Source organism: Rhodococcus sp. NPDC004095 (genome assembly GCF_053604015.1).
Genome location: NZ_JBSGGS010000004.1, coordinates 1 through 17,808, shown reverse-complemented (window position 1 = coordinate 17,808; position 17,808 = coordinate 1). Strand labels below are relative to the sequence as shown.

Here is a 17,808-nt window from a genome sequence, read left to right as displayed (position 1 = left end):
ACGGGTGGCACGGTGCAGTTCAAGGACGGTGACACCAACATCGGTGCCCCCGTTGCCATCACGGGTGGTGTGGCGACGTTGTCGCACACCTTCGATGCCGCGGGTGGCAAGAGCATCACCGCTGTCTACTCCGGTGTTGCCGGGTTCCTGACGTCGACGTCGGCTGTGTCGTCGGTGACGGTGACCGATCCCGCGCCGGTGGACGTTGCGACGACCACGTCGCTGGAGGCTCCGGGTACCGCGACCACCGGGCAGTCGGTGGAGTTGAAGGCGACGGTGTCGCCGGCGCCGACGGGTGGCACGGTGCAGTTCAAGGACGGTGACACCAACATCGGTGCCCCCGTTGCGGTCGCGAGCGGCGTGGCGACGCTGTCGCACACGTTCGATGCGGCGGGTGCGAAGTCGATCACCGCGGTGTACTCGGGCGTTGCCGGGTTCCTGACGTCGACGTCGGCTGTGTCGCCGGTGACGGTGTCGGATCCTGCGCCGGCCGATGTCGCCACGACGGTCCTGGCCTCGGCGCCGGCGACCGCAAAGGTCGGTGCGGTCGTGGAACTCACGGCCACCGTGACCCCGTCGAACGCTCAGGGCACCGTGCAGTTCAAGGACGGTGACGTCAGCATCGGCGGCCCGGTGGCGGTCGCCGACGGAATCGCATCCCTCTCGCACGGATTCGACGCGGCCGGCTCGAAGTCGATCACCGCGGTGTTCGTTGGCGGGCCGGGCTTCCTGAACTCGACCTCGCAGCCGGCCACGGTGATTGTGTCCGATCCGCTGCCCACCGACGTTGCGACCACGACGACAATCGTGGTCCCGGCCACGGCGACTGTCGGCCAGACCGTCGTGCTCACAGCGACGGTCGCGCCCGCCACAGCCGGCGGCACGGTGCAGTTCATGGACGGTGACCGGGCGATCGGCCTGCCGGCCGCGATCGTCGACGGCAAGGCGACGCTGTCGTACTCCTTCCCCGCGGCGGGGACGAAGAACATCACGGCGGTGTACTCCGGCGGAACCGGGCACACCGCGTCGACCTCGGAGGCGGGCGTCGTGACGGTGTCTGCGGCTCCGGCCCAGGGCGGCGGCTCGCTCGAGAACATCTTCGGTTCCTGACGACAACGGCCCGCCCGGGTGACGGCACCCGGGCGGGCCGTTTCGTGATACCCCCAGAGTTCTTTCCCGTGAACCGGATTCGGTTCCTGCACAGTGGAGGATCGACCATGGCTCGTCCCAGTGCTCGTCGGTTGGTTGCGGCGATCGGTGCCGTTGCCCTCGCAACGTTGGGTGTCGGTGTGGTCGGCGCCGGAACTGCTTCGGCGGCTTCCACGTCGGCAACGAAGACCACCGACAACATCAAGGTGACCAAGAGCGTGACGCCGGGGACCGTCGGGCGCGGTGCGACGGTCACCTACAAGGCGGTGTTCGAGGTGACCAGCATCGTCGACCGGTACATCACGAAGATCACCGACGTGCACCCGGCCGGGTTCGAGTATGTGCCGGGCAGCGCGAAGGTCACCTCGGAGGAGCTGACGTCGGGGCCGTCGACGGAAACCCCGACGCCGTCGATCGACAATGCGAACAACCGGCTCACGGTCACCGGTAACTGGCTGACATCGGATCGCTGGCTCAGTGAGAACAAGGACGTCACGTTCGAGGTCACCTACAAGGTGCCCGACACCGCGGCACCCGGAACGTTCGACAGTGGATTGGCATTCGACGTCGCGACGTTCCAGTCGTCCCAGGTGTTCAACCCAATGGGAGTGAACGTCGAGGTGTCGGCGCCGACCACGACCACCACGACGACCGTCGCCGCGCCGGCGACCGCCCGCGTCGGCACGGCCGTGGACCTCGTGGCCACCGTCGAGCCCACCCCCGGCGGCGGCACGGTCCAGTTCAAGGACAACGGCGTCGCGATCGGCGCTCCGGTCACTCCGGTGAACGGCACCGCGACCCTGTCGCACACCTTCAACGCGAACGGGGCCCACGCCATCACGGCCGAGTTCACCGGGGCCGGGAACCACACGGCGTCGACGTCCGCGCCGAGCACCGTCAACGTCACCGCGCCGACCTCCACCGTCCTCAGCGCGGTCGCGGACGCGCAGGCCGGCGTCCCGGTCAACCTGGTGGCGGCCGTCACTCCGTCCCCGGCAGGTGGAACGGTGCAGTTCAAGGACAACGGCACCGTCATCGGCACGGTCGACGTCGCGGGCGGGACCGCGACGCTGACGCACACCTTCACTGCCAACGGTGCACACCCGATCACGGCGTCCTTCACCGGCACCGACACTCTCGAGCCGTCCAGTTCGGCGGTCGTGACCGTCACGGTCAGCGGTGCCGACAACGGGAATGGGAACGGCGACGGCGGCGACGGCGGGACCGGCTCGCTCGACACGGGTTCGCTCACCAGCATCTTTGCTTCCTGACCGATGTGCGCAGACATGAACGAAGGAAAACGCGTGTCCCATAACATGATTCGGCGTTCGATCGCGGCGATCGGCGCCGCGGCGGTGGTCGTGGTCGGACTCGGAGTCGGGGGCGGCACCGCCGCCGCCGCACCGACGTCGGCGACGAAGACCACCGACAACATCAGGGTCACCAAGAGCGTCACACCGGGGACCGTCGGGCGCGGCGCGACGGTCACCTACACGACCGTGTTCGAGGTGACCAGCATCGTCGACCGGTACATCAAGAAGATCACCGACGTGCACCCGGCCGGCTTCGAGTACGTGCCGGGCAGTGCGAAGGTGACGTCGTCGGAGCTGACCTCCGGTCCGAAGACGGACCTGCTGACCCCGACGCTGGACGCCGCGGCCAACCGGCTGACCGTCACCGGTGACTGGCTGACGTCGGACCGGCCGTTGAGCGAGAACAAGGACGTCACGTTCGAGGTCACCTACCGGGTTCCGGATACCGCGGCGCCCGGAACCTTCGACAGCGGGCTGGCGTTCGACGTCGCGACGTTCCAGTCCAGCCAGGTGTTCAACCCGATCGGGGTCAATGTCGAGGTGCCCGCACCCGACATCGCCACCACGACCGGGCTGACGGTTCCCGGTACCGCGACCGCGGGTGGCGCGGTCACGCTGTCCGCGACCGTGGCGCCCGCGCCGTCCGGTGGCACCGTGCAGTTCCGCGACGGCGGCACCCCGATCGGCGCGCCGGTCGCGGTCGCGTCGGGCGGGGCGACGCTCTCGCACACCTTCGACACCGCCGGTGCGCACGACATCACCGCGGTCTACTCGGGTGCCGGGCGGTACCAGGAGTCGACCTCGCCGGTGATGACCGTGCAGGTGGCGGGGGCCCCGACCGACGGAGGCGGGAACGGAAGCCTCGACCTGTCGGGACTGCTGCCGTTCGGTTCTTAGCCCCGGAGTACCCGTGAGCAGCCCCTGACCGGTTCCGGTCAGGGGCTGCGCGGCGTTGTACGCCCCGATGTCCCGGGCGTTGTACGCCCTGATGACGACTCGGCGTCGTGCGGCATGATGGCAGGGTGCCCGCAGACCCGCTCCGCCTCGAGGTGATCGTCGGCAGCGTCCGTCAGGGCCGGTTCGGTCCCGTCGTCGCCGACTGGTTCGTTCGTCGTGCCCGACAGGATCCGGCATTCGACACCGCTGTCCTCGATCTCGCCGAGAACTCGTTGCCCCTCGATCACTCCGACACCGAGGAAGTGCGACGGTTCCGCCGCCGTGTCGACGCCGCGGACGCGTTCGTGATGGTCACACCGGAGTACAACCACGGGTACCCGGCCGCGCTGAAGAACGCCATCGACACCGCGAAGCAGGAATGGCGAGCCAAACCGGTCGGCTTCGTCTCGTACGGCGGGCTGTCCGGGGGACTGCGCGCGACCGAACAGCTGCGACAGGTGGTGGCGGAGGTCCACATGGTCTCGGTCCGCCAGACCGTCAGCTTTCATCAGGCCCGCAAGAGGTTCGATGCAGAGGGGGAGACCGCCGACGGCGCCGCGATCGACGGGTCCGCTCGACTGCTCGACCAACTCGCCTGGTGGGCGGACACGTTGCGCGTCGCCCGACGAGCGCGGCCGTATCCGGGCTGAGCTCTCAGCGCGCCGGCACGGGTTCCGTCGCCGGTCGCCCCAGGAACGCCGTCTCCGCCGCGATCGTCACCAGCGTCAGGTCTCGACGGGTTCCCTTCGCCCACAGGACGATCCGATTCCCGTGACCGCCGGGTTGGAGGATCGACACCGCCGCACCCTCTGTCGGGGTGAGCGACTCGCGGACCCGGATCGCGGTGACCGAACGCGGCAGCGGGACCGGGCCCACCCCGTCCAGCACCACCGCCGTGGCCTCCGGGGCGAGCGGTGCGGCGCCGTCGGTGAGGACCAGTCGTGCGGGGTCCGCGACGGCCGAGACGAACGGCCGCCAGAACTGCGGTCGGGTGGTGAGCACGGCCAGGCGCGCACCGGTCGCGACGGCGCGCAGCACGACCTGCTGGGCCAGGTACAGCTCCCCGACGACGTTCACGACATCGATGTCGGGGCCGACGACGCGCACCGCCACACCCCGGCCCTCCGCGTCGGAGCCGATCAGCTGACCACAGCCTGCGACGGGCATCGTCAATGCGTCCAACCGGCCCGCGTCGGCCACCGCGAAGGAGGTCAGTGCATCCAGTGAGGCGGGGGCGCCCGGCAGATGCGACCGCAGCGCCTCGGCCTCGCGTCCGATCGTCGGCGTCAGGCCGGGCAGGCGAAGCCGCTCGGGCAGTTCGGTCGTCGTCAGCCGGCACGACGCGGCAATCCGGACCTCGCTCGGCGACGGCCCGGGCCGCAATCGGACGGTGACGGTCGTCGACAGCGACCGGGTGGCCCACACCGAGCACAGCAGCGCGGTGCCGAGCGCGCGCGGGTCGATCGAGTAGCCGGTGTTGTGCGCGTTCGGGACCGGAACGTGCGTCCACGCGGGGAGTCCCGGCTCGTCGTCCCCGGCGATCGCGGCGCGGACCGTCCGGATCTCCGACGCGGGCAGGATGCGGCTCCCGGAGCCCGCCGCCTGCAGTGCGCGGACGATCCGCTGCGCGGCGACCGCCGCCACCCGCACGGCGCCGTCGCCGCCCCCGCCGCGACGGGCGACCGCCGCCACTTCGCCCGTCGCGTGGAACCGCGCCACCAGCCACACCGTCCGGTGCGCGGTCGCGGCCAGCGGGCCGACGAGTTCGTCGTAGACCGATGCCACCGTCGCCTCGGGGTCGGTGCGACGCCCGTGCGCGACGATGTCGATTCCGGCCAGTGAGATGTCATGCTGAACAAGGGATTCCGTGAGAGTTCGCAAAGGGAGGGGATGATCCTCGTCGACCCCGTCCCGGCCCAGTCGGGTCACCGATCCGGCAACCGGCTGCATTTCGATCACCGTGCACACCGTTCCCGCGGTCGCGGACACGCCGATCACGGTTCCGTCCGGGGCGATGAAGTCGGTGGTTTCCGTGGCGGTGACCCGCATGCGGGTCCGGTAGCGGATCAGGGTGCGTGCCCAGTCGAGCAGGGTGCGTCGCTGCACCGGCAGCAGGCAGACTCCGGCCGCTGCGGCCGCGAGAAGCAGTGCCTGCCACCAGATCAGCCCGGCAACGGATCCGACGATGCCGGTGGCCAGCGCGACGACCTGCGCGGTCACCACGGTGACCACGGGCATCGGTGGCCGATACCGGCCACGCCCACGAATCACGATTTCCCCCTACCCCGTCCGGACGTCCCCCACGTCGCGGCTCACGCGGACTGTACTCTGTGCCCCCGTAGTGCGCGCCAAGTGGGGGAGGGAACATGGCAGCACAGCCGACGAGCCGTTGGCAGGTCAGCGGATATCGCTTCCTGGTACGGCGGATGGAACACGCGCTGGTGCGGCGGGACGTACGGATGCTGCACGATCCGATGCGCAGTCAGTCGCGGGCACTGGCGGCCGGTGCCCTGCTCGCGGTGATCGCCCTGGCGGGATGTGCCGCGCTGGCACTGATCCGACCGCAGGACAAGATCGGGGACGCCCGGATCGTCGTCGGAAAGGACTCCGGGGCGATGTTCGTGGTTCTCGAGGACACGCTGCATCCGGTCCTGAATCTCGCGTCGGCGCGGCTGATCGTCGCCGGCGCCGACACCCCGGTGGTCGTGCAGGAAACCGAGTTGGGTTCGCTGCCCCGCGGGCCGCTGCTCGGCATTCCCGGTGCGCCGTCGGCGTTGCCGAGCGACGATCCGGGTGCCTGGACGGTGTGCGATTCGATCGCCCCCGGCGGCGCAAAAGCGGTGAGCACCGCCGTCATCGTCGGTGGCCCCGATCTCCCGGACGGCGTCCGCGACCTCTCGGCAGACGAGGCGTTGCTGGTTCAGGGCACGGACGGGACCTATCTCGTGCACGACGGCACACGCAGTCGCGTCGACCTCGGCGACCACGCGGTCTCGCTGGCGTTCGACCTCGACGGAGTGGTGCCGCGGCCGGTCAGCGCGGGGCTGCTCGGCGCGATTCCCGAGGCTCCCGCGCTGACCCCGCCGGTCATCCGCGACGCCGGAGCACAGCCGTCGTATTCGTTCCAGGGCAAGCCGATCGGCTCCGTCGTCCAGGTTCAGGACGCCCAGGAGACCCGGTACTACGCGGTCCTCGCCGACGGGCTGCAGCGGATCGGCCGGGCCACGGCGGACCTGATCCGCTATGCCGACTCGCAGGGCGCGGCCGGGATGGACATCGTCACTCCCGACGCGGTGACCGGACCGCCGCAGTCCACCGCCCTCGCCGTCGAGACCTTTCCGGACACGCCGCCCCACATCGTCGACGATCGTCGTGATCCGGTGGGCTGCCTGTCCTGGCGGCCGGTCTTCGGTGACGGTGGCGTGCGCGCGACCGTCGCCGTGGTCGCGGGCAACCGGTTGCCGCTACCGGCGGACGCGCGGCCGGTGACCCTCGCGCAGAGCGACGGTACCGGCGACAACGCCGACGCGTTCTTCGTGCGTCCCGGGGTCGGAGCGCTGGTCCACTCGACGGGCATCACGCCCGCCAGTGGGCGGCAGGGCGCGCTGTTCTTCGTCGCCGACACCGGTGTCCGCTACGGCGTCGAGAATCGCGACACCGCAACCCTCTTGGGGTTCGGTGATGCCACCGCACCCGCCCCCTGGCCGATCCTCGGCCTGCTCGCGCCGGGCCCCGAACTGGGTCGTGAGGCGGCGTTCCTGGCCCACGACGGGGTCGCCCCGGACGATCACCCCGCGGACGTGTCGCCTCGGTGAAGCCGGCGCCGTAGGGGGAACGAGGCGAGCACGCCGAGCCCCAGCAGGGTCGCGACGATGCCGGAGCCGACCAGGGCGACGGTGCGCGGGCGGGTGTCCGGTGGCAATTCCGGCGCGGGGATGGCGATCGCGGTCGACTGCGGTGACGTCACCGCCTCGACCAGCGGTGCGGTCACCGCGGCCAGCGGGTCGATCACCCCGTGTCCGACGTACGGATCCCAGCCCGCCCCCGGAGCATGCGCTGTCCGCTCTATCCGGGCAATCACCTGTGGCGCAGTGAGTTCCGGGTGCCGGGCCCGTACCAGCGCCGCCGTGCCCGCGACGTACGGGGCCGCGAAGCTGGTGCCCTCGACCGGCCCGCCGTTCGTTGAGGCGGTGAGTCCGTCGTCCAGCGGGCGGCGGGGATCCAGAGACGTGATTGCGGTGCCCGGCGCCGCGACGTCGACCCACGGCCCCGGCAGGGTGAACGGGGACGGTGAACCGTCGCCGTTCACCGATCCGACCGTGAGCACTTGCTCGTCGTACCAGGCCGGGGTGGCAACCGTGGTGACGTCCTCCCACGGGTCTGCGTGCGGCCGGGCGGGATCGGGCGAGGGATTCGACTGCGGGCAGGCGTCGAGGTTGCCTGCGGCCGCGACGATCACCGCGTCGCGCACACGGGCCGCGTAGTCGATGGCGGCCCCGAGTGCGCGAGGGTCCCCGGCGCCCGGCGGCACACACGCCACCTCCGAGATGTTGATGACCGTCGCGTTCATGTCCGCCGCGCGCCGGATGGCGGACGCCAGGGTGGTCAGGTTGCCGACACCGCGGGCGTTCCGGCCGTCGGTGTCGGGGTCGGCCCCGACCCGCCGGTAGATGTTGCTGGACTGCCGGATGGTCAGGATCCGGGCGTCCGGTGCCACCCCGGCGAAGCCGGTTGCCTCCGAACGGGTCGCGGCGATGAGACCGGCGACGAGTGTGCCATGGGCATCGCAGTCGGCGGTGCCGTCACCGGTGGACACGAAGTCGCCGCCCGGAACCAGCCCGGGGAGGCGGGGATGATGCTCGACGCCGGTGTCGATCACCGCGACGAGTTGACCGCGACCGGTGGTCAGCGGCCACACGGAGTCCAGGTCCAGCGACTGCTGCGGCGCGGGTACCTCGGCCGGGTTCGCCGCCGCGGACGTCTGGGCACACGGATCGCGCAGTTCGGACTGCACCGGTGGCAGATTCCCGGGCGGCAGGCTGCCGGGGTCGATGGTCGGGGGCGCGACCGCCGCCGCGGTTCCGGACATCACTGCCGGGACGACCGCCGCCGCGGCGAGCGCCCCGACGGCTTGCCGCCACCGCATCAGAGCCCGCGCATCGCGGCGAAGAGACCGCCGACCCAGCAGGCCAGCGGGAGCACCATGGCGATCGCGGCGTAGTCGACCAGTTCGACGGCACGACGCTGCACCGGGGAGAACTCGTGATTCGGGGCCACGACGCCGAGCGTGAGGGCAAGACCCACGCCGAGGGTCGCGATCACGAACAGGATCGGTGCCAGTCCCGGTTCGGTGATCGCCGCCCCGGTGAGCAACAGGAGCAGGATGGCGGTGCCGGACCCGATCAGCGTCCCGGCCTGCGCGATGCTGGCGTACGTGCGGCCCCGGAGCATCAGCACCACGGCCGCAACGACGGCCAGCAGCATTCCCGGCCAGTCGATTCCGTCCGTCCCGAAGGCGCCGGCGGCCATCAGGGAGCCCACGGCGGCCACCACGCTCGCCGCGCCGACCAACCCGGTGAGGAGGTGGCGGGCCCGGCCCGCTCTCGCGTCGAGGCCGACAAACGACGGCAGTGGTCCGTCCGCGGACTCCTCCGCGTCGAGCGGCGAACCGGGGGACGGCACAGGTGGCAGCGGCAGCCGAGCGAGCAGCATCGCCACCCGGGGTGCGACGGCCAGCAGGACCAGGGCGCATGCGGTGACCGCGGCGCCGATCGCCGCTCCCGGCAGGTCGGTCGCAACAGCCACCCCGGCGGCACCGGCGGCTGCGGTGGCCGCGGCGGCTGCCGCGACCGCGAGACCGATGCCGACTCCGCTGACCCGCGCGGCGAGGACGGCGAACCCGCCGGCGGTGACCGCGCCGAGGAGCAGGCTCGCGGCCCCGAGGTCGCCGGGCACCACAAGTGCGCCGGCGGCGAACGCCGGCGCCAGCGCGGCGCCCCACAACGTCACCCCGGACCGCTCGTCGCCGTAGACACGGGCGACGACGGCACCGGCCGCGACCAACAGCACCGCGACGGTCAGCGCCGCGATCATGCCCACCAGTCCGCCGTCGTGCGCGCGAGCGACCAGCAGCGCGAGCGAGCCGATCGCCGTCAGCGCGACGGCCGCCACCGAGCCGGTGAGCCGGGCGGACCCGGGCGTCCACCGACGGAAGGTGTCCACCTCGATCGCGGCCACGTTGTGCATCAGGTCGTCGAACAGTGGTGCCGGGGCCGGCCGGTCGGCGGCCTGCAGCAGGAGCAGGTCCCCGTCCCGCACACCGTGGTCGAGGAGTGTCGCGGTCGGGTCCATCGGAGCCTGGCCCAGCCTGCCGAGCGTCCACTCCGTCGCCCCGGTCGAGTGGTCGAGAGAAGGTGTTGTGTCGCTGTGTATCTCGATCATCGAGACGATCTCCGGGATCAGCAGGGCGAGGGGCGCGCCAGCAGGCAGCGCGAGGTCCACCTGGGTGTGGTCGGTCAGGATCGTCAGCCGGCACAGATCCGTGCGGGCACCCACAGTCACACCGTTCGTCACGACAGCCCCCCTCGAGCGCGGGTCCCCACCCGCGCCTTCCACTACGAAACTGCGGGCACTTTACGGCAATCGGCGGTGGCGGTGGGGTTCCGGGGGTCACGGGCGGAACGCGGTGTGGTCGCGGGCGGAACGCGGTGTGGTCGCGGGCGGAGCCCGGTGTGCGCTACTGTCCAACGCTCGAGACGACGACCCGGGGGAGGGTCGCCTCGTCCGCCGACCGCGTCGGCGCCGGTTAGACCGACACCAGGGGGGTGATCGCGCATGGCCACCGTGCGTTTCGTGCGCAAGGCACGCAGTGAGGTGCCACGCACCCCTGGCGGCGAGGTGAGCCTGCAGCCGCCCCCGGAGATCCCGAAGATCGTGCCCGGGAACCTGCTGACCAAGATGCTGCCGGTGGTGATGGTCGTCGCGATGGTCGGCATGGTCGCGCTGATGTTCACCACGGGGATGGCCGCGAACCCGATGACGCTGCTGTTCCCCGTGATGATGGTGGTCTCGATGCTCGGCATGCTCGCCGGCGGACGAGGCAGCGGGGCCCGGGCCGCCGAGGCCAACGAGGACCGCAAGGACTACCTGCGCTACCTCGATCAGCTGCGCCGCGACGTCTACGACACCGTCGAGCGGCAACGGACGGCACTCGAGTGGAGCCACCCCGACCCCGCACACCTGTGGACGCTCGCCGGGTCGACCCGGATGTGGGAGCGCCGCCTCACCGACCCCGATCACTGCCACGTTCGGGTCGGCCGCGGCAGTCAGCGCCTCGCGACCCGACTGATCGCGCCCGAAACCGGGCCCGTGGAGGACCTCGAACCGGTCGCCGCCGTGTCGTTGCGCCGCTTCGTCCGCACCCACTCCGTAGTGCCGGAGCTGCCGACCGCGGTGGCGTTGCGTGGGTTCGCGGCGATCGGGTTCGAGGGCGACCGCGCGGCGTCACGTTCGCTGGTCCGGTCGATGCTGGTGCAGCTGTGCACCTTCCACAGCCCCGACCAACTGCACGTCGTCGTGGTGTGCGGCCCCGACACCGCCGGTGAGTGGGAGTGGGTGAAGTGGCTTCCGCACGCGCAGCACCCGGACCGCCACGACGGCGCCGGGAGCGGGCGAATGGTGTACGGCTCGCTGGCCGAACTCGAGGACACCCTCGGCCCCACGCTGGCGATGCGGGCGAGGTTCTCCCGGACCGCGCCGGCCACCGCAGGCGTCCCGCAGGTGGTGGTCGTCCTCGACGGCGGCATCACCTCGGCGGTCGGTGTGCTCGACGAAGGGCTCGACTCGGTGACGGTTCTCGACCTGGGCGGCTGTCGGCCGACGCTGTCGGCGACGCGCGGTATCCAGCTGGTGCTCACCGGTGGATCGCTTGGCGCCCGGAGCGGTTCGGGCATCGAGACCTTCGCTGTCGCCGACGGGTTGAGCGTGCACCAGGCACAGACCGCGGCCCGCCGCCTCGCGCCGTTCCGTGTCGCCGTGGCCGCCACCGCCGAGGAGGGGGAGGGTGACGGCGCGGCCGCGGACTGGCAGCAGCTGCTCGCACTGCCCGACGTCGCCACACTCGACCCGGCACGGACCTGGGCGCCGCGTAGCCCACGGGACGGCCTGCGGATTCCGATCGGGGTCGCGCTCGACGGCAGCCCCGTCGAGATCGACCTCAAGGAGGCCGCCGAGAACGGAATGGGCCCGCACGGGTTGTGCATCGGGGCAACGGGTTCCGGAAAGTCAGAGTTTCTCCGCACGCTGGTCCTCGGACTGGTGGCCACCCACTCTCCCGACGCGCTCAACCTGGTCCTCGTCGACTTCAAGGGCGGTGCCACCTTCCTCGGGCTCGATGACGTGCCGCACGTCGCCGCGGTGATCACCAACCTCGCCGACGAACTCGCGATGGTGGACCGGATGCGCGACGCACTGGCCGGGGAGATGAACCGCAGGCAGGAACTGCTTCGGTCCGCGGGCAACTTCGCGAACGTCACCGACTACGAGCGGGCCAGATCGTCCGGCGCCGACCTCGCGCCGTTGCCCGCGCTGTTCATCGTGGTCGACGAGTTCTCCGAACTGCTCAGCCAGCAACCGGAGTTCGCGGACCTGTTCGTGGCGATCGGGCGCCTCGGCCGGTCGCTGCACATCCACCTGCTGCTCGCCAGTCAGCGACTCGACGAGGGCAGGCTGCGTGGCCTCGACAGCCACCTGTCGTACCGGATCGGCCTGAAGACCTTCTCCGCGAACGAGTCCCGAACCGTTCTCGGCGTCCCCGATGCGTATCACCTGCCGGCCACGCCGGGCGCCGGCTACCTCAAGTGCGACTCCGCCGAGGTCGTCCGGTTCGCCTCCGCCTACGTGTCCGGACCGTACCGCCGGCGGACGACGCCAGGCGGGTCCGCGGGATCCGGTGCGGCCGTGGACCTGCGGCCGCGTCCCTTCACCGCCGCCGCGGTGAGCGTGTTGGAGCCGATTGTGCCGACGTCGGTGGTGGAGGAAGCGGAGTCCGATGTCGAGGACAGTGGCCGCACCGTCCTCGGCGTCGTCGTCGACAGGGTCCGCGGTCACGGGAACGCGGCTCACGAGGTGTGGCTGCCTCCGCTCGACGCGCCGCCCACCCTCGATCGGCTGGTTCCGGCGCCGACCGCGACCGACGCGGTGGCGGTCACGCTTCGGGCTCCGGTCGGCATCGTGGACCGCCCGTTCGACCAGCGACGCGACCAGCTGGTCGTCGACCTGTCCGGCTCCCGCGGCAACGTGGCGGTGGTCGGCGGTCCGCAGTCGGGCAAGTCGACGGCGTTGCGCACCCTGATCCTGGCGATGGCGATGACCCACACCGCGCGGCAGGTCCAGTTCTACTGCCTGGATTTCGGCGGTGGCACCCTGTCGGGGCTGGTGTCCCTGCCGCACGTGGGATCGGTCGCGAACCGTCTCGACGTCGACCGGGTCCGACGGACCGTGGCCGAGATGACGACACTGGTGCGCGATCGGGAGCGGCGCTTTCGCGAGTTGGGGATCGACTCGATGGCGGAGTTCCGGCGACTGCGCGCCGCCGGTGGCTCCGCTGCGGCCGGGCTCGACGGGGATCCGTTCGGCGACGTGTTCCTGGTCGTCGACGGCTGGCCGGGGGTGCGTCAGGACTTCGAACCGCTGGAGGCCCAGATCGGGGCGCTCGCGGGGCAGGGGCTGTCGTTCGGTGTGCACGTCGTGGTCACCGCGTCCCGTTGGGCGGAGATCCGCCCCGCGCTCAAGGACCAGTTGGGCACCCGGATCGAACTGCGTCTCGGTGATCCGTCCGACTCCGATGTCGGCCGGGCCAAGGCGTCCCGGGTACCCGAGGGCCGGCCGGGACGAGGAATGACAGCGGACGGACTGCACCTGCTGACGGCGCTGCCCCGGATCGACGGGCGCGCCGACACCGCCGACCTGACCGCGGGGGTGGCCGACGCCGTCGCGAGGATCGGGGCAGGGGCGACGGGGCGGGCGGCGCCGGTGCGGATGCTGCCCGACCGCTGCTCGCGCGCCGATGTCGTCGCGCGGATCGGTGACTGGCCGCCGGCGGACGGCGTTCCGTGCCTGCGTGTTCCGATCGGCATCGACGAGGCCGAGTTGGCGCCAGTCCATGTCGACTTCTCCGAACACCAGCACCTGCTGGCATTCGCCGACGGCGGGGCGGGCAAGACCACGCTGCTGCGCGGAATCTGTGCCGGGCTGATCGAGTCGAACACCCCGCAGCAGGCCAAGCTGATCGTCGCCGACTACCGGCGCACCATGCTGGGCGCGGTGGAGGGCGATCACCTCGCCGGCTACGCGGCCAACGGTCCGACGCTGACGACGATGATGGGCGAACTCGCGGGGGTACTCGAAGGCCGGATGGCGGGTTCCGACCTGACCCCGCAGCAGATCCGGGACCGCTCGTGGTGGAGCGGACCGGAGATCTACGTCATCGTCGACGACTACGACCTGGTCGCCACCTCCAGCGGCAACCCGCTGTTGCCGCTGCTCGACTACCTCCCGCACGGCAAGGACGTCGGCCTGCACCTGATCGTGGCCCGCCGGTCGGGCGGTGCCGGCCGCGCTCTCTACGAACCGATCATCGCGCGCCTGCGCGACCTCGTTCCGACCGGACTGGTGATGAGCGGCAGCCGGGACGAGGGCAACCTCATCGGCACCGCCCGCCCCACCGAGATGCCGCCCGGCCGGGCCACACTGGTGACCCGGTCCGGAATGTCATCCATTCAGGTCGCCTGGCTGCCGCCGCTGTGACGGCGAGGCAGGGCGCGCAGCGTGGGCCGACGGCCGTGCACCTGACCGAGACGAGGGTGTGGGCTCGCCACGAGGACCGGACCGTCGAGCGCCCGGCGGGGGTCATGATCGACGCCGCGGGGCTCGTGGTCGGTGTCGAGCGGGCCACGGCCGTCGGTGACGACGTGTTCGAACCGGCGCCGATCCGGTACATCGACGACGAGGTGCTGTTGCTCGGAACGACCACGGTGCCCGTCCACGAGGTGCTCGCCGCGTTGTTGGCTCACGTCGCCGCCGCGGTCGGTGCCTCCACCCCGGTGGACGTGCTCGTGCTGACCTGCCCGACGGGCTGGGGAACGCATAGGCGCCGCGCGCTGAGCGCGGCCGGTCGTGCTGTGGCCCGCGAGGTACGGGTGATCGCTGCCGCCGATGCCGTCAACCGCGTCCTCGAGGACGAGGGGATCGTGATCGAGGTCGGAATGCTGTCGTCCGCGGCGTCGTCCACGGAGGACGACGACCGGGTTTCGGTCGACACGGTCGGGTCCATGGATCTGTCCGAACGCCTCGACGCCGCAGCGGAACTCGTGTCGGAGGTACACGCATGGCAGCCCGAGGCCCCGGCACGGGTGGCGATCACGGGCGAACTCTCGGCGTCCCGGGCGGCGACACTGGCCGCAGAGGTGAGCCGGGCGTGGGGCGCGCTGCCTCGAGTTCGTGAGGTCCGCGGCGCTGCCGTCGTCGACGGTGCGTATTCGTGGGCGCTGGATCTGCTCGGTCACCGCGCCGCGGACCCGGAACCCGTGCCTCGTTCCCGGAGTCGACTCCCGCGCGCCGTCGTGGCCGGGGCGTTGCTCGCCGCGATCGCCGCTGCTGCGGTGGCCTGGAACCTCGGCAGGTCTTACCCCGAGGGAACGGCCGCAGTGGCACCCGCGGTGGAGGTGCGGGCGGCGTCGGGGCGGGCCGAGATCACGGTGCCCGCCGGTTGGGTCGAGCGTGCACCGGCGAGCCGCCCGGACCGGGTCGAACTGGTCCGCGTCGACGGTCGCCCGGCCCGGATCCTGTTGGTGCACAAGGAACTCAATCCGGGTGCCGATCTGGACGCGGTGGCAGGCACCCTCGCCGCCCGCATCGCCGAGCGTGCCGACACCTTCGGCTCGCTGGAACGGGTCGACGTCGGGTCCCGGCCTGCGCTGTCCTACCGGGAGTTCCCGGATCCGGATTCCCAGGTGCGGTGGCAGGTGTTCGTCACCGACGGACTTCAGGTGAGTCTCGGCTGCCAGGCGCCGCGCGACCGCCTGCCGGACCTGGAACCGCAGTGCGACGACATTGCCCGCTCGGTCACGGTCGCGCCGCGCTGACCCGGATCGGCAGGCGCCGCCGAAATTGATCCCGACCGGACGGAACCGAACCGCGCGGTCGGTGCGTCCAATTGGGTGTAGACGCGCTTCCGGCATCGGCCCGACCGGGCTGAACCCCCGGACGCGACAGAAATCAGGAGGGGTGCATGAGCGGTCAGATGAGGACGACCACCGAAACCATGGAGGCCGCGGCGCGGCACGTGGGTGACGTCAACGGCGACATTCAGGGGCTGCTGTCCTCGCTGCAGGGCCGGCTCACTGCCGTCAACGGCGTGTGGGAGGGATCGGCGAAACTGGCCTTCGACAACCTGATGGTGCGCTGGGACGACAGCGCCAAGCGCCTCAACGAGTCGCTGCTGGCGATCAGCGAGAACATCCGCGCCAACGGTGTTGCCTTCGCGGCCGCCCAGGACGATCACGTCAGCGCAATCGGCAATGCCGGCGGCAGCCTCAATCTCTGACCTGCCGGACAGGTTCGAACGACTCGACCAGGGGGACAACATGAGTGGAACCATGCGTTACGACTTCGCCGCCATCGACGGCGCCCGCGCCGACATCGCGGCCAGCAGTGCCGGCATCAACGGCAAGCTCGCGGACCTCAAGAGCTACCTCGCACCGCTCGTCGCGGAGTGGGAGGGTTCCGCCGCCGAGGCATACCAGGCGCAGCAGGCCAAGTGGGATTCCGCGGCCAACGACCTGAACCAGGTGCTCGAGGCGATCGGCCGTGCGGTCGGCGCCGGCAATGACGACATGAACGCGACCAACAACCGCGCGGCGGCCAGCTGGTCCTGACCCGCACGCGTTCATGGACGAGGACGTCCCCGGTGGAGGAGAGCCACCGGGGACGTCTTCGTGCGTATCGGATGTGCGTCGGGATCGTGTGTGTCAGGGGCGGAACACCAGCAGCGGGACGTGCAGTTCCGCCGAGGTGAGTGAGCCGTGATGGCCGACCAGGATCGACTGCAGTGGTTCGGCGCCGCGGCGGATCAGGGCGCCGTCGCGGGTCGCGACCGCGATCACGTCGCCGATCCGCTGGGCGGCTGCCGGGCTGATCGTCGGGCCGAACCAGCCCCGCGCGATCACGTCGGAGCGGGAGTACACCGCGAACCCGTCGTCGAGACGGTCACGCCACCGGTCGAGCACCGCGTCGGCCTGGCCCGGTTCGGTGTAGACGTGCCGGGCCCGGGGTTCGCCGCCGATCTGGCGCACACCTTCCTTGAGGGTGCTGTCCTGATCGATGTCGATGGGGGAGCGAACCTGCACCATGCCGTGGTCGGCGGTGACGATGAGCGCGCCGTCCGCGGGGAGCCGCGCCGCGATCTGCCGGGCGAGGAGATCGACCTGCTCGAGTTCGAGGGCCCACGCAGTCGACTCCGGCCCGCGGGCGTGCCCGGTCAGGTCGAGTTCGCCGTGGTAGGCGTACACCAGGGAACGCTGACCGTCGCGCATCGAGGCGACCGCGGCATCGGCCAGATCCCCCATGGAGAAGCTGGGACGGAACTCGCCGCCACGCAGCGCCGCGCGGGTCAGGCCGGAGCCGCCCTGGTAGGCGGGTGCGACGCGGGAGACCGCGATGCCGTGCGCCGCGGCCCGTTCGAACGCGGTTGGGTTCGGCTGGAACTCCTCGGGCACGAGCTCCCGCAGCAGGTCCACCTTCGGGCCCTCCCCATGTAGGCGCCACTTGAGCGGATTCATCAGTCGGTCCTCACCGGGCACCGAGATCAGGTAGCCGACGACACCGTGCTCTCCGGACGGCCGTCCGGTGCCGAGCGAGGCGAGGCTCGCCGCAGTGGTGGTCGGAAAGCCCGCCGTCAGCACCGGTGCCGGACCGGCCGAGCTCAGGAACGGTGCCTCCTTCGGGTGCGCGGCGAGCAACTCCGCACCCAAACCGTCGACCAAGAGGATGCACACGCGGTTGACACCGGTGAGGTCGATACCGATGCGATTCATCTCGCCGGGCACACCGAGGTGCGCGAGGACCGAGGGCACGAGATCGGACAGCGATTCCCGCCCGTACTGCGGAGCAAGCAACATGTGCCCAGGCTAGTGCCGGCTCTGCATGCCGCATACGAGCAGAACGTCGCGAGTTCACGCCTGTGACCAGGCGATTTGCGGGAGCACGGTCGATCACGTAACTTTTGTCGAGTCAGAGCGACACGGACACCGACTCCGCCCCCGGGTGAGAGCAAACGAGGTTGGACGAAGGCGCCTGGCGAATCCAGAAGTTTTAGACAGTGATACTGTCTTGGCTTCGACCGCCTTCCGGT

13 protein-coding genes are annotated in these 17,808 nt (G+C 71.1%); 9 read left to right on the top strand and 4 right to left on the bottom strand.

Features of this window, described 5'->3' with window-relative positions; translation table 11 throughout:
• The 4 genes from ACWEPG_RS08675 to ACWEPG_RS08660 form a co-directional block, all read left to right on the top strand.
• On the top strand, positions 1–1,110 hold a 1,110-nt coding region (locus ACWEPG_RS08675; protein WP_452594271.1), incomplete at its 5' end, for an Ig-like domain-containing protein.
• A 107-nt stretch (positions 1,111–1,217) separates the two neighbouring features.
• Positions 1,218–2,420 (top strand): Ig-like domain-containing protein, encoded by a 1,203-nt coding sequence (locus ACWEPG_RS08670; protein ID WP_450114582.1) that lies wholly within the window; start codon positions 1,218–1,220, stop codon positions 2,418–2,420.
• Positions 2,421–2,453: 33 nt separating this feature from the next.
• Positions 2,454–3,359: an Ig-like domain-containing protein gene (locus tag ACWEPG_RS08665; RefSeq protein ID WP_452594270.1), complete on the top strand. Its 906-nt coding sequence runs from the start codon at positions 2,454–2,456 to the stop codon at positions 3,357–3,359.
• Positions 3,360–3,484: 125 nt separating this feature from the next.
• Positions 3,485–4,048, top strand: coding sequence for an NADPH-dependent FMN reductase (locus tag ACWEPG_RS08660; RefSeq protein WP_450114580.1), 564 nt, complete (start codon positions 3,485–3,487; stop codon positions 4,046–4,048).
• A gap of 4 nt (positions 4,049–4,052) precedes the next feature.
• Here the strand turns inward: ACWEPG_RS08660 and eccE are convergent, their stop codons facing one another.
• Positions 4,053–5,636 carry a type VII secretion protein EccE gene (gene eccE, locus ACWEPG_RS08655; RefSeq protein ID WP_452594269.1) on the bottom strand — a complete coding sequence of 528 codons (1,584 nt, stop codon included), beginning with the start codon at positions 5,634–5,636 and terminating at the stop codon, positions 4,053–4,055.
• A gap of 128 nt (positions 5,637–5,764) precedes the next feature.
• Here eccE and eccB point away from each other — a divergent pair, with 128 nt between their 5' ends.
• Positions 5,765–7,213 carry a type VII secretion protein EccB gene (gene eccB, locus ACWEPG_RS08650; RefSeq protein ID WP_452594268.1) on the top strand — a complete coding sequence of 483 codons (1,449 nt, stop codon included), beginning with the start codon at positions 5,765–5,767 and terminating at the stop codon, positions 7,211–7,213.
• Here the strand turns inward: eccB and mycP are convergent.
• Together mycP and eccD are read right to left on the bottom strand one after the other, a co-directional pair.
• Positions 7,186–8,544 carry a type VII secretion-associated serine protease mycosin gene (gene mycP, locus ACWEPG_RS08645; RefSeq protein WP_452594267.1) on the bottom strand — a complete coding sequence of 453 codons (1,359 nt, stop codon included), beginning with the start codon at positions 8,542–8,544 and terminating at the stop codon, positions 7,186–7,188. The two genes, eccB and mycP, sit on opposite strands and share 28 nt — an antisense overlap.
• A complete protein-coding gene (gene eccD, locus ACWEPG_RS08640) occupies positions 8,544–9,953 on the bottom strand; it encodes a type VII secretion integral membrane protein EccD (protein ID WP_452594266.1) in 1,410 nt (469 codons plus the stop codon). The genes mycP and eccD overlap by 1 nt, the downstream gene beginning before the upstream one ends.
• A gap of 279 nt (positions 9,954–10,232) precedes the next feature.
• Here eccD and eccCa point away from each other — a divergent pair, with 279 nt between their 5' ends.
• The 4 genes from eccCa to ACWEPG_RS08620 all read left to right on the top strand — a co-directional run bounded on the left by eccCa (position 10,233) and on the right by ACWEPG_RS08620 (position 16,333).
• Positions 10,233–14,204: a type VII secretion protein EccCa gene (gene eccCa / locus ACWEPG_RS08635; protein ID WP_452594265.1), complete on the top strand. Its 3,972-nt coding sequence runs from the start codon at positions 10,233–10,235 to the stop codon at positions 14,202–14,204.
• The gene (locus ACWEPG_RS08630) at positions 14,201–15,541 is read left to right on the top strand and encodes a type VII secretion-associated protein (RefSeq protein ID WP_450114574.1); all 1,341 of its coding nucleotides are present in this window, start codon (positions 14,201–14,203) and stop codon (positions 15,539–15,541) included. The genes eccCa and ACWEPG_RS08630 overlap by 4 nt, the downstream gene beginning before the upstream one ends.
• Positions 15,542–15,687: 146 nt before the next feature.
• Positions 15,688–16,002 carry a WXG100 family type VII secretion target gene (locus ACWEPG_RS08625; RefSeq protein WP_450114573.1) on the top strand — a complete coding sequence of 105 codons (315 nt, stop codon included), beginning with the start codon at positions 15,688–15,690 and terminating at the stop codon, positions 16,000–16,002.
• Positions 16,003–16,042: 40 nt separating this feature from the next.
• Entirely contained in the window at positions 16,043–16,333 is a 291-nt protein-coding gene (locus ACWEPG_RS08620) for a WXG100 family type VII secretion target (RefSeq protein ID WP_450114572.1), read from the top strand.
• Between the two features lie 93 nt (positions 16,334–16,426).
• Here the strand turns inward: ACWEPG_RS08620 and ACWEPG_RS08615 are convergent, their stop codons facing one another.
• Positions 16,427–17,575, bottom strand: a complete 1,149-nt coding sequence (locus tag ACWEPG_RS08615; RefSeq protein WP_452594264.1) for an alkaline phosphatase family protein — start codon at positions 17,573–17,575, stop codon at positions 16,427–16,429.
• Positions 17,576–17,808: the final 233 nt, after the last annotated feature.

Excerpts from the sequence above, each read along its gene's own strand:
- ACWEPG_RS08670 (WP_450114582.1), top strand. The coding sequence starts at position 1,218 with ATGGCTCGTCCCAGTGCTCGTCGGTTGGTTGCGGCGATCGGTGCCGTT.
- ACWEPG_RS08625 (WP_450114573.1), top strand. The coding sequence starts at position 15,688 with ATGAGCGGTCAGATGAGGACGACCACCGAAACCATGGAGGCCGCGGCG.
- ACWEPG_RS08620 (WP_450114572.1), top strand. The coding sequence starts at position 16,043 with ATGAGTGGAACCATGCGTTACGACTTCGCCGCCATCGACGGCGCCCGC.
- eccE (WP_452594269.1), bottom strand. The coding sequence starts at position 5,636 with ATGCCCGTGGTCACCGTGGTGACCGCGCAGGTCGTCGCGCTGGCCACC.
- eccCa (WP_452594265.1), top strand. The coding sequence starts at position 10,233 with ATGGCCACCGTGCGTTTCGTGCGCAAGGCACGCAGTGAGGTGCCACGC.
- eccB (WP_452594268.1), top strand. The coding sequence starts at position 5,765 with ATGGCAGCACAGCCGACGAGCCGTTGGCAGGTCAGCGGATATCGCTTC.
- ACWEPG_RS08615 (WP_452594264.1), bottom strand. The coding sequence starts at position 17,575 with ATGTTGCTTGCTCCGCAGTACGGGCGGGAATCGCTGTCCGATCTCGTG.
- mycP (WP_452594267.1), bottom strand. The coding sequence starts at position 8,544 with ATGCGGTGGCGGCAAGCCGTCGGGGCGCTCGCCGCGGCGGCGGTCGTC.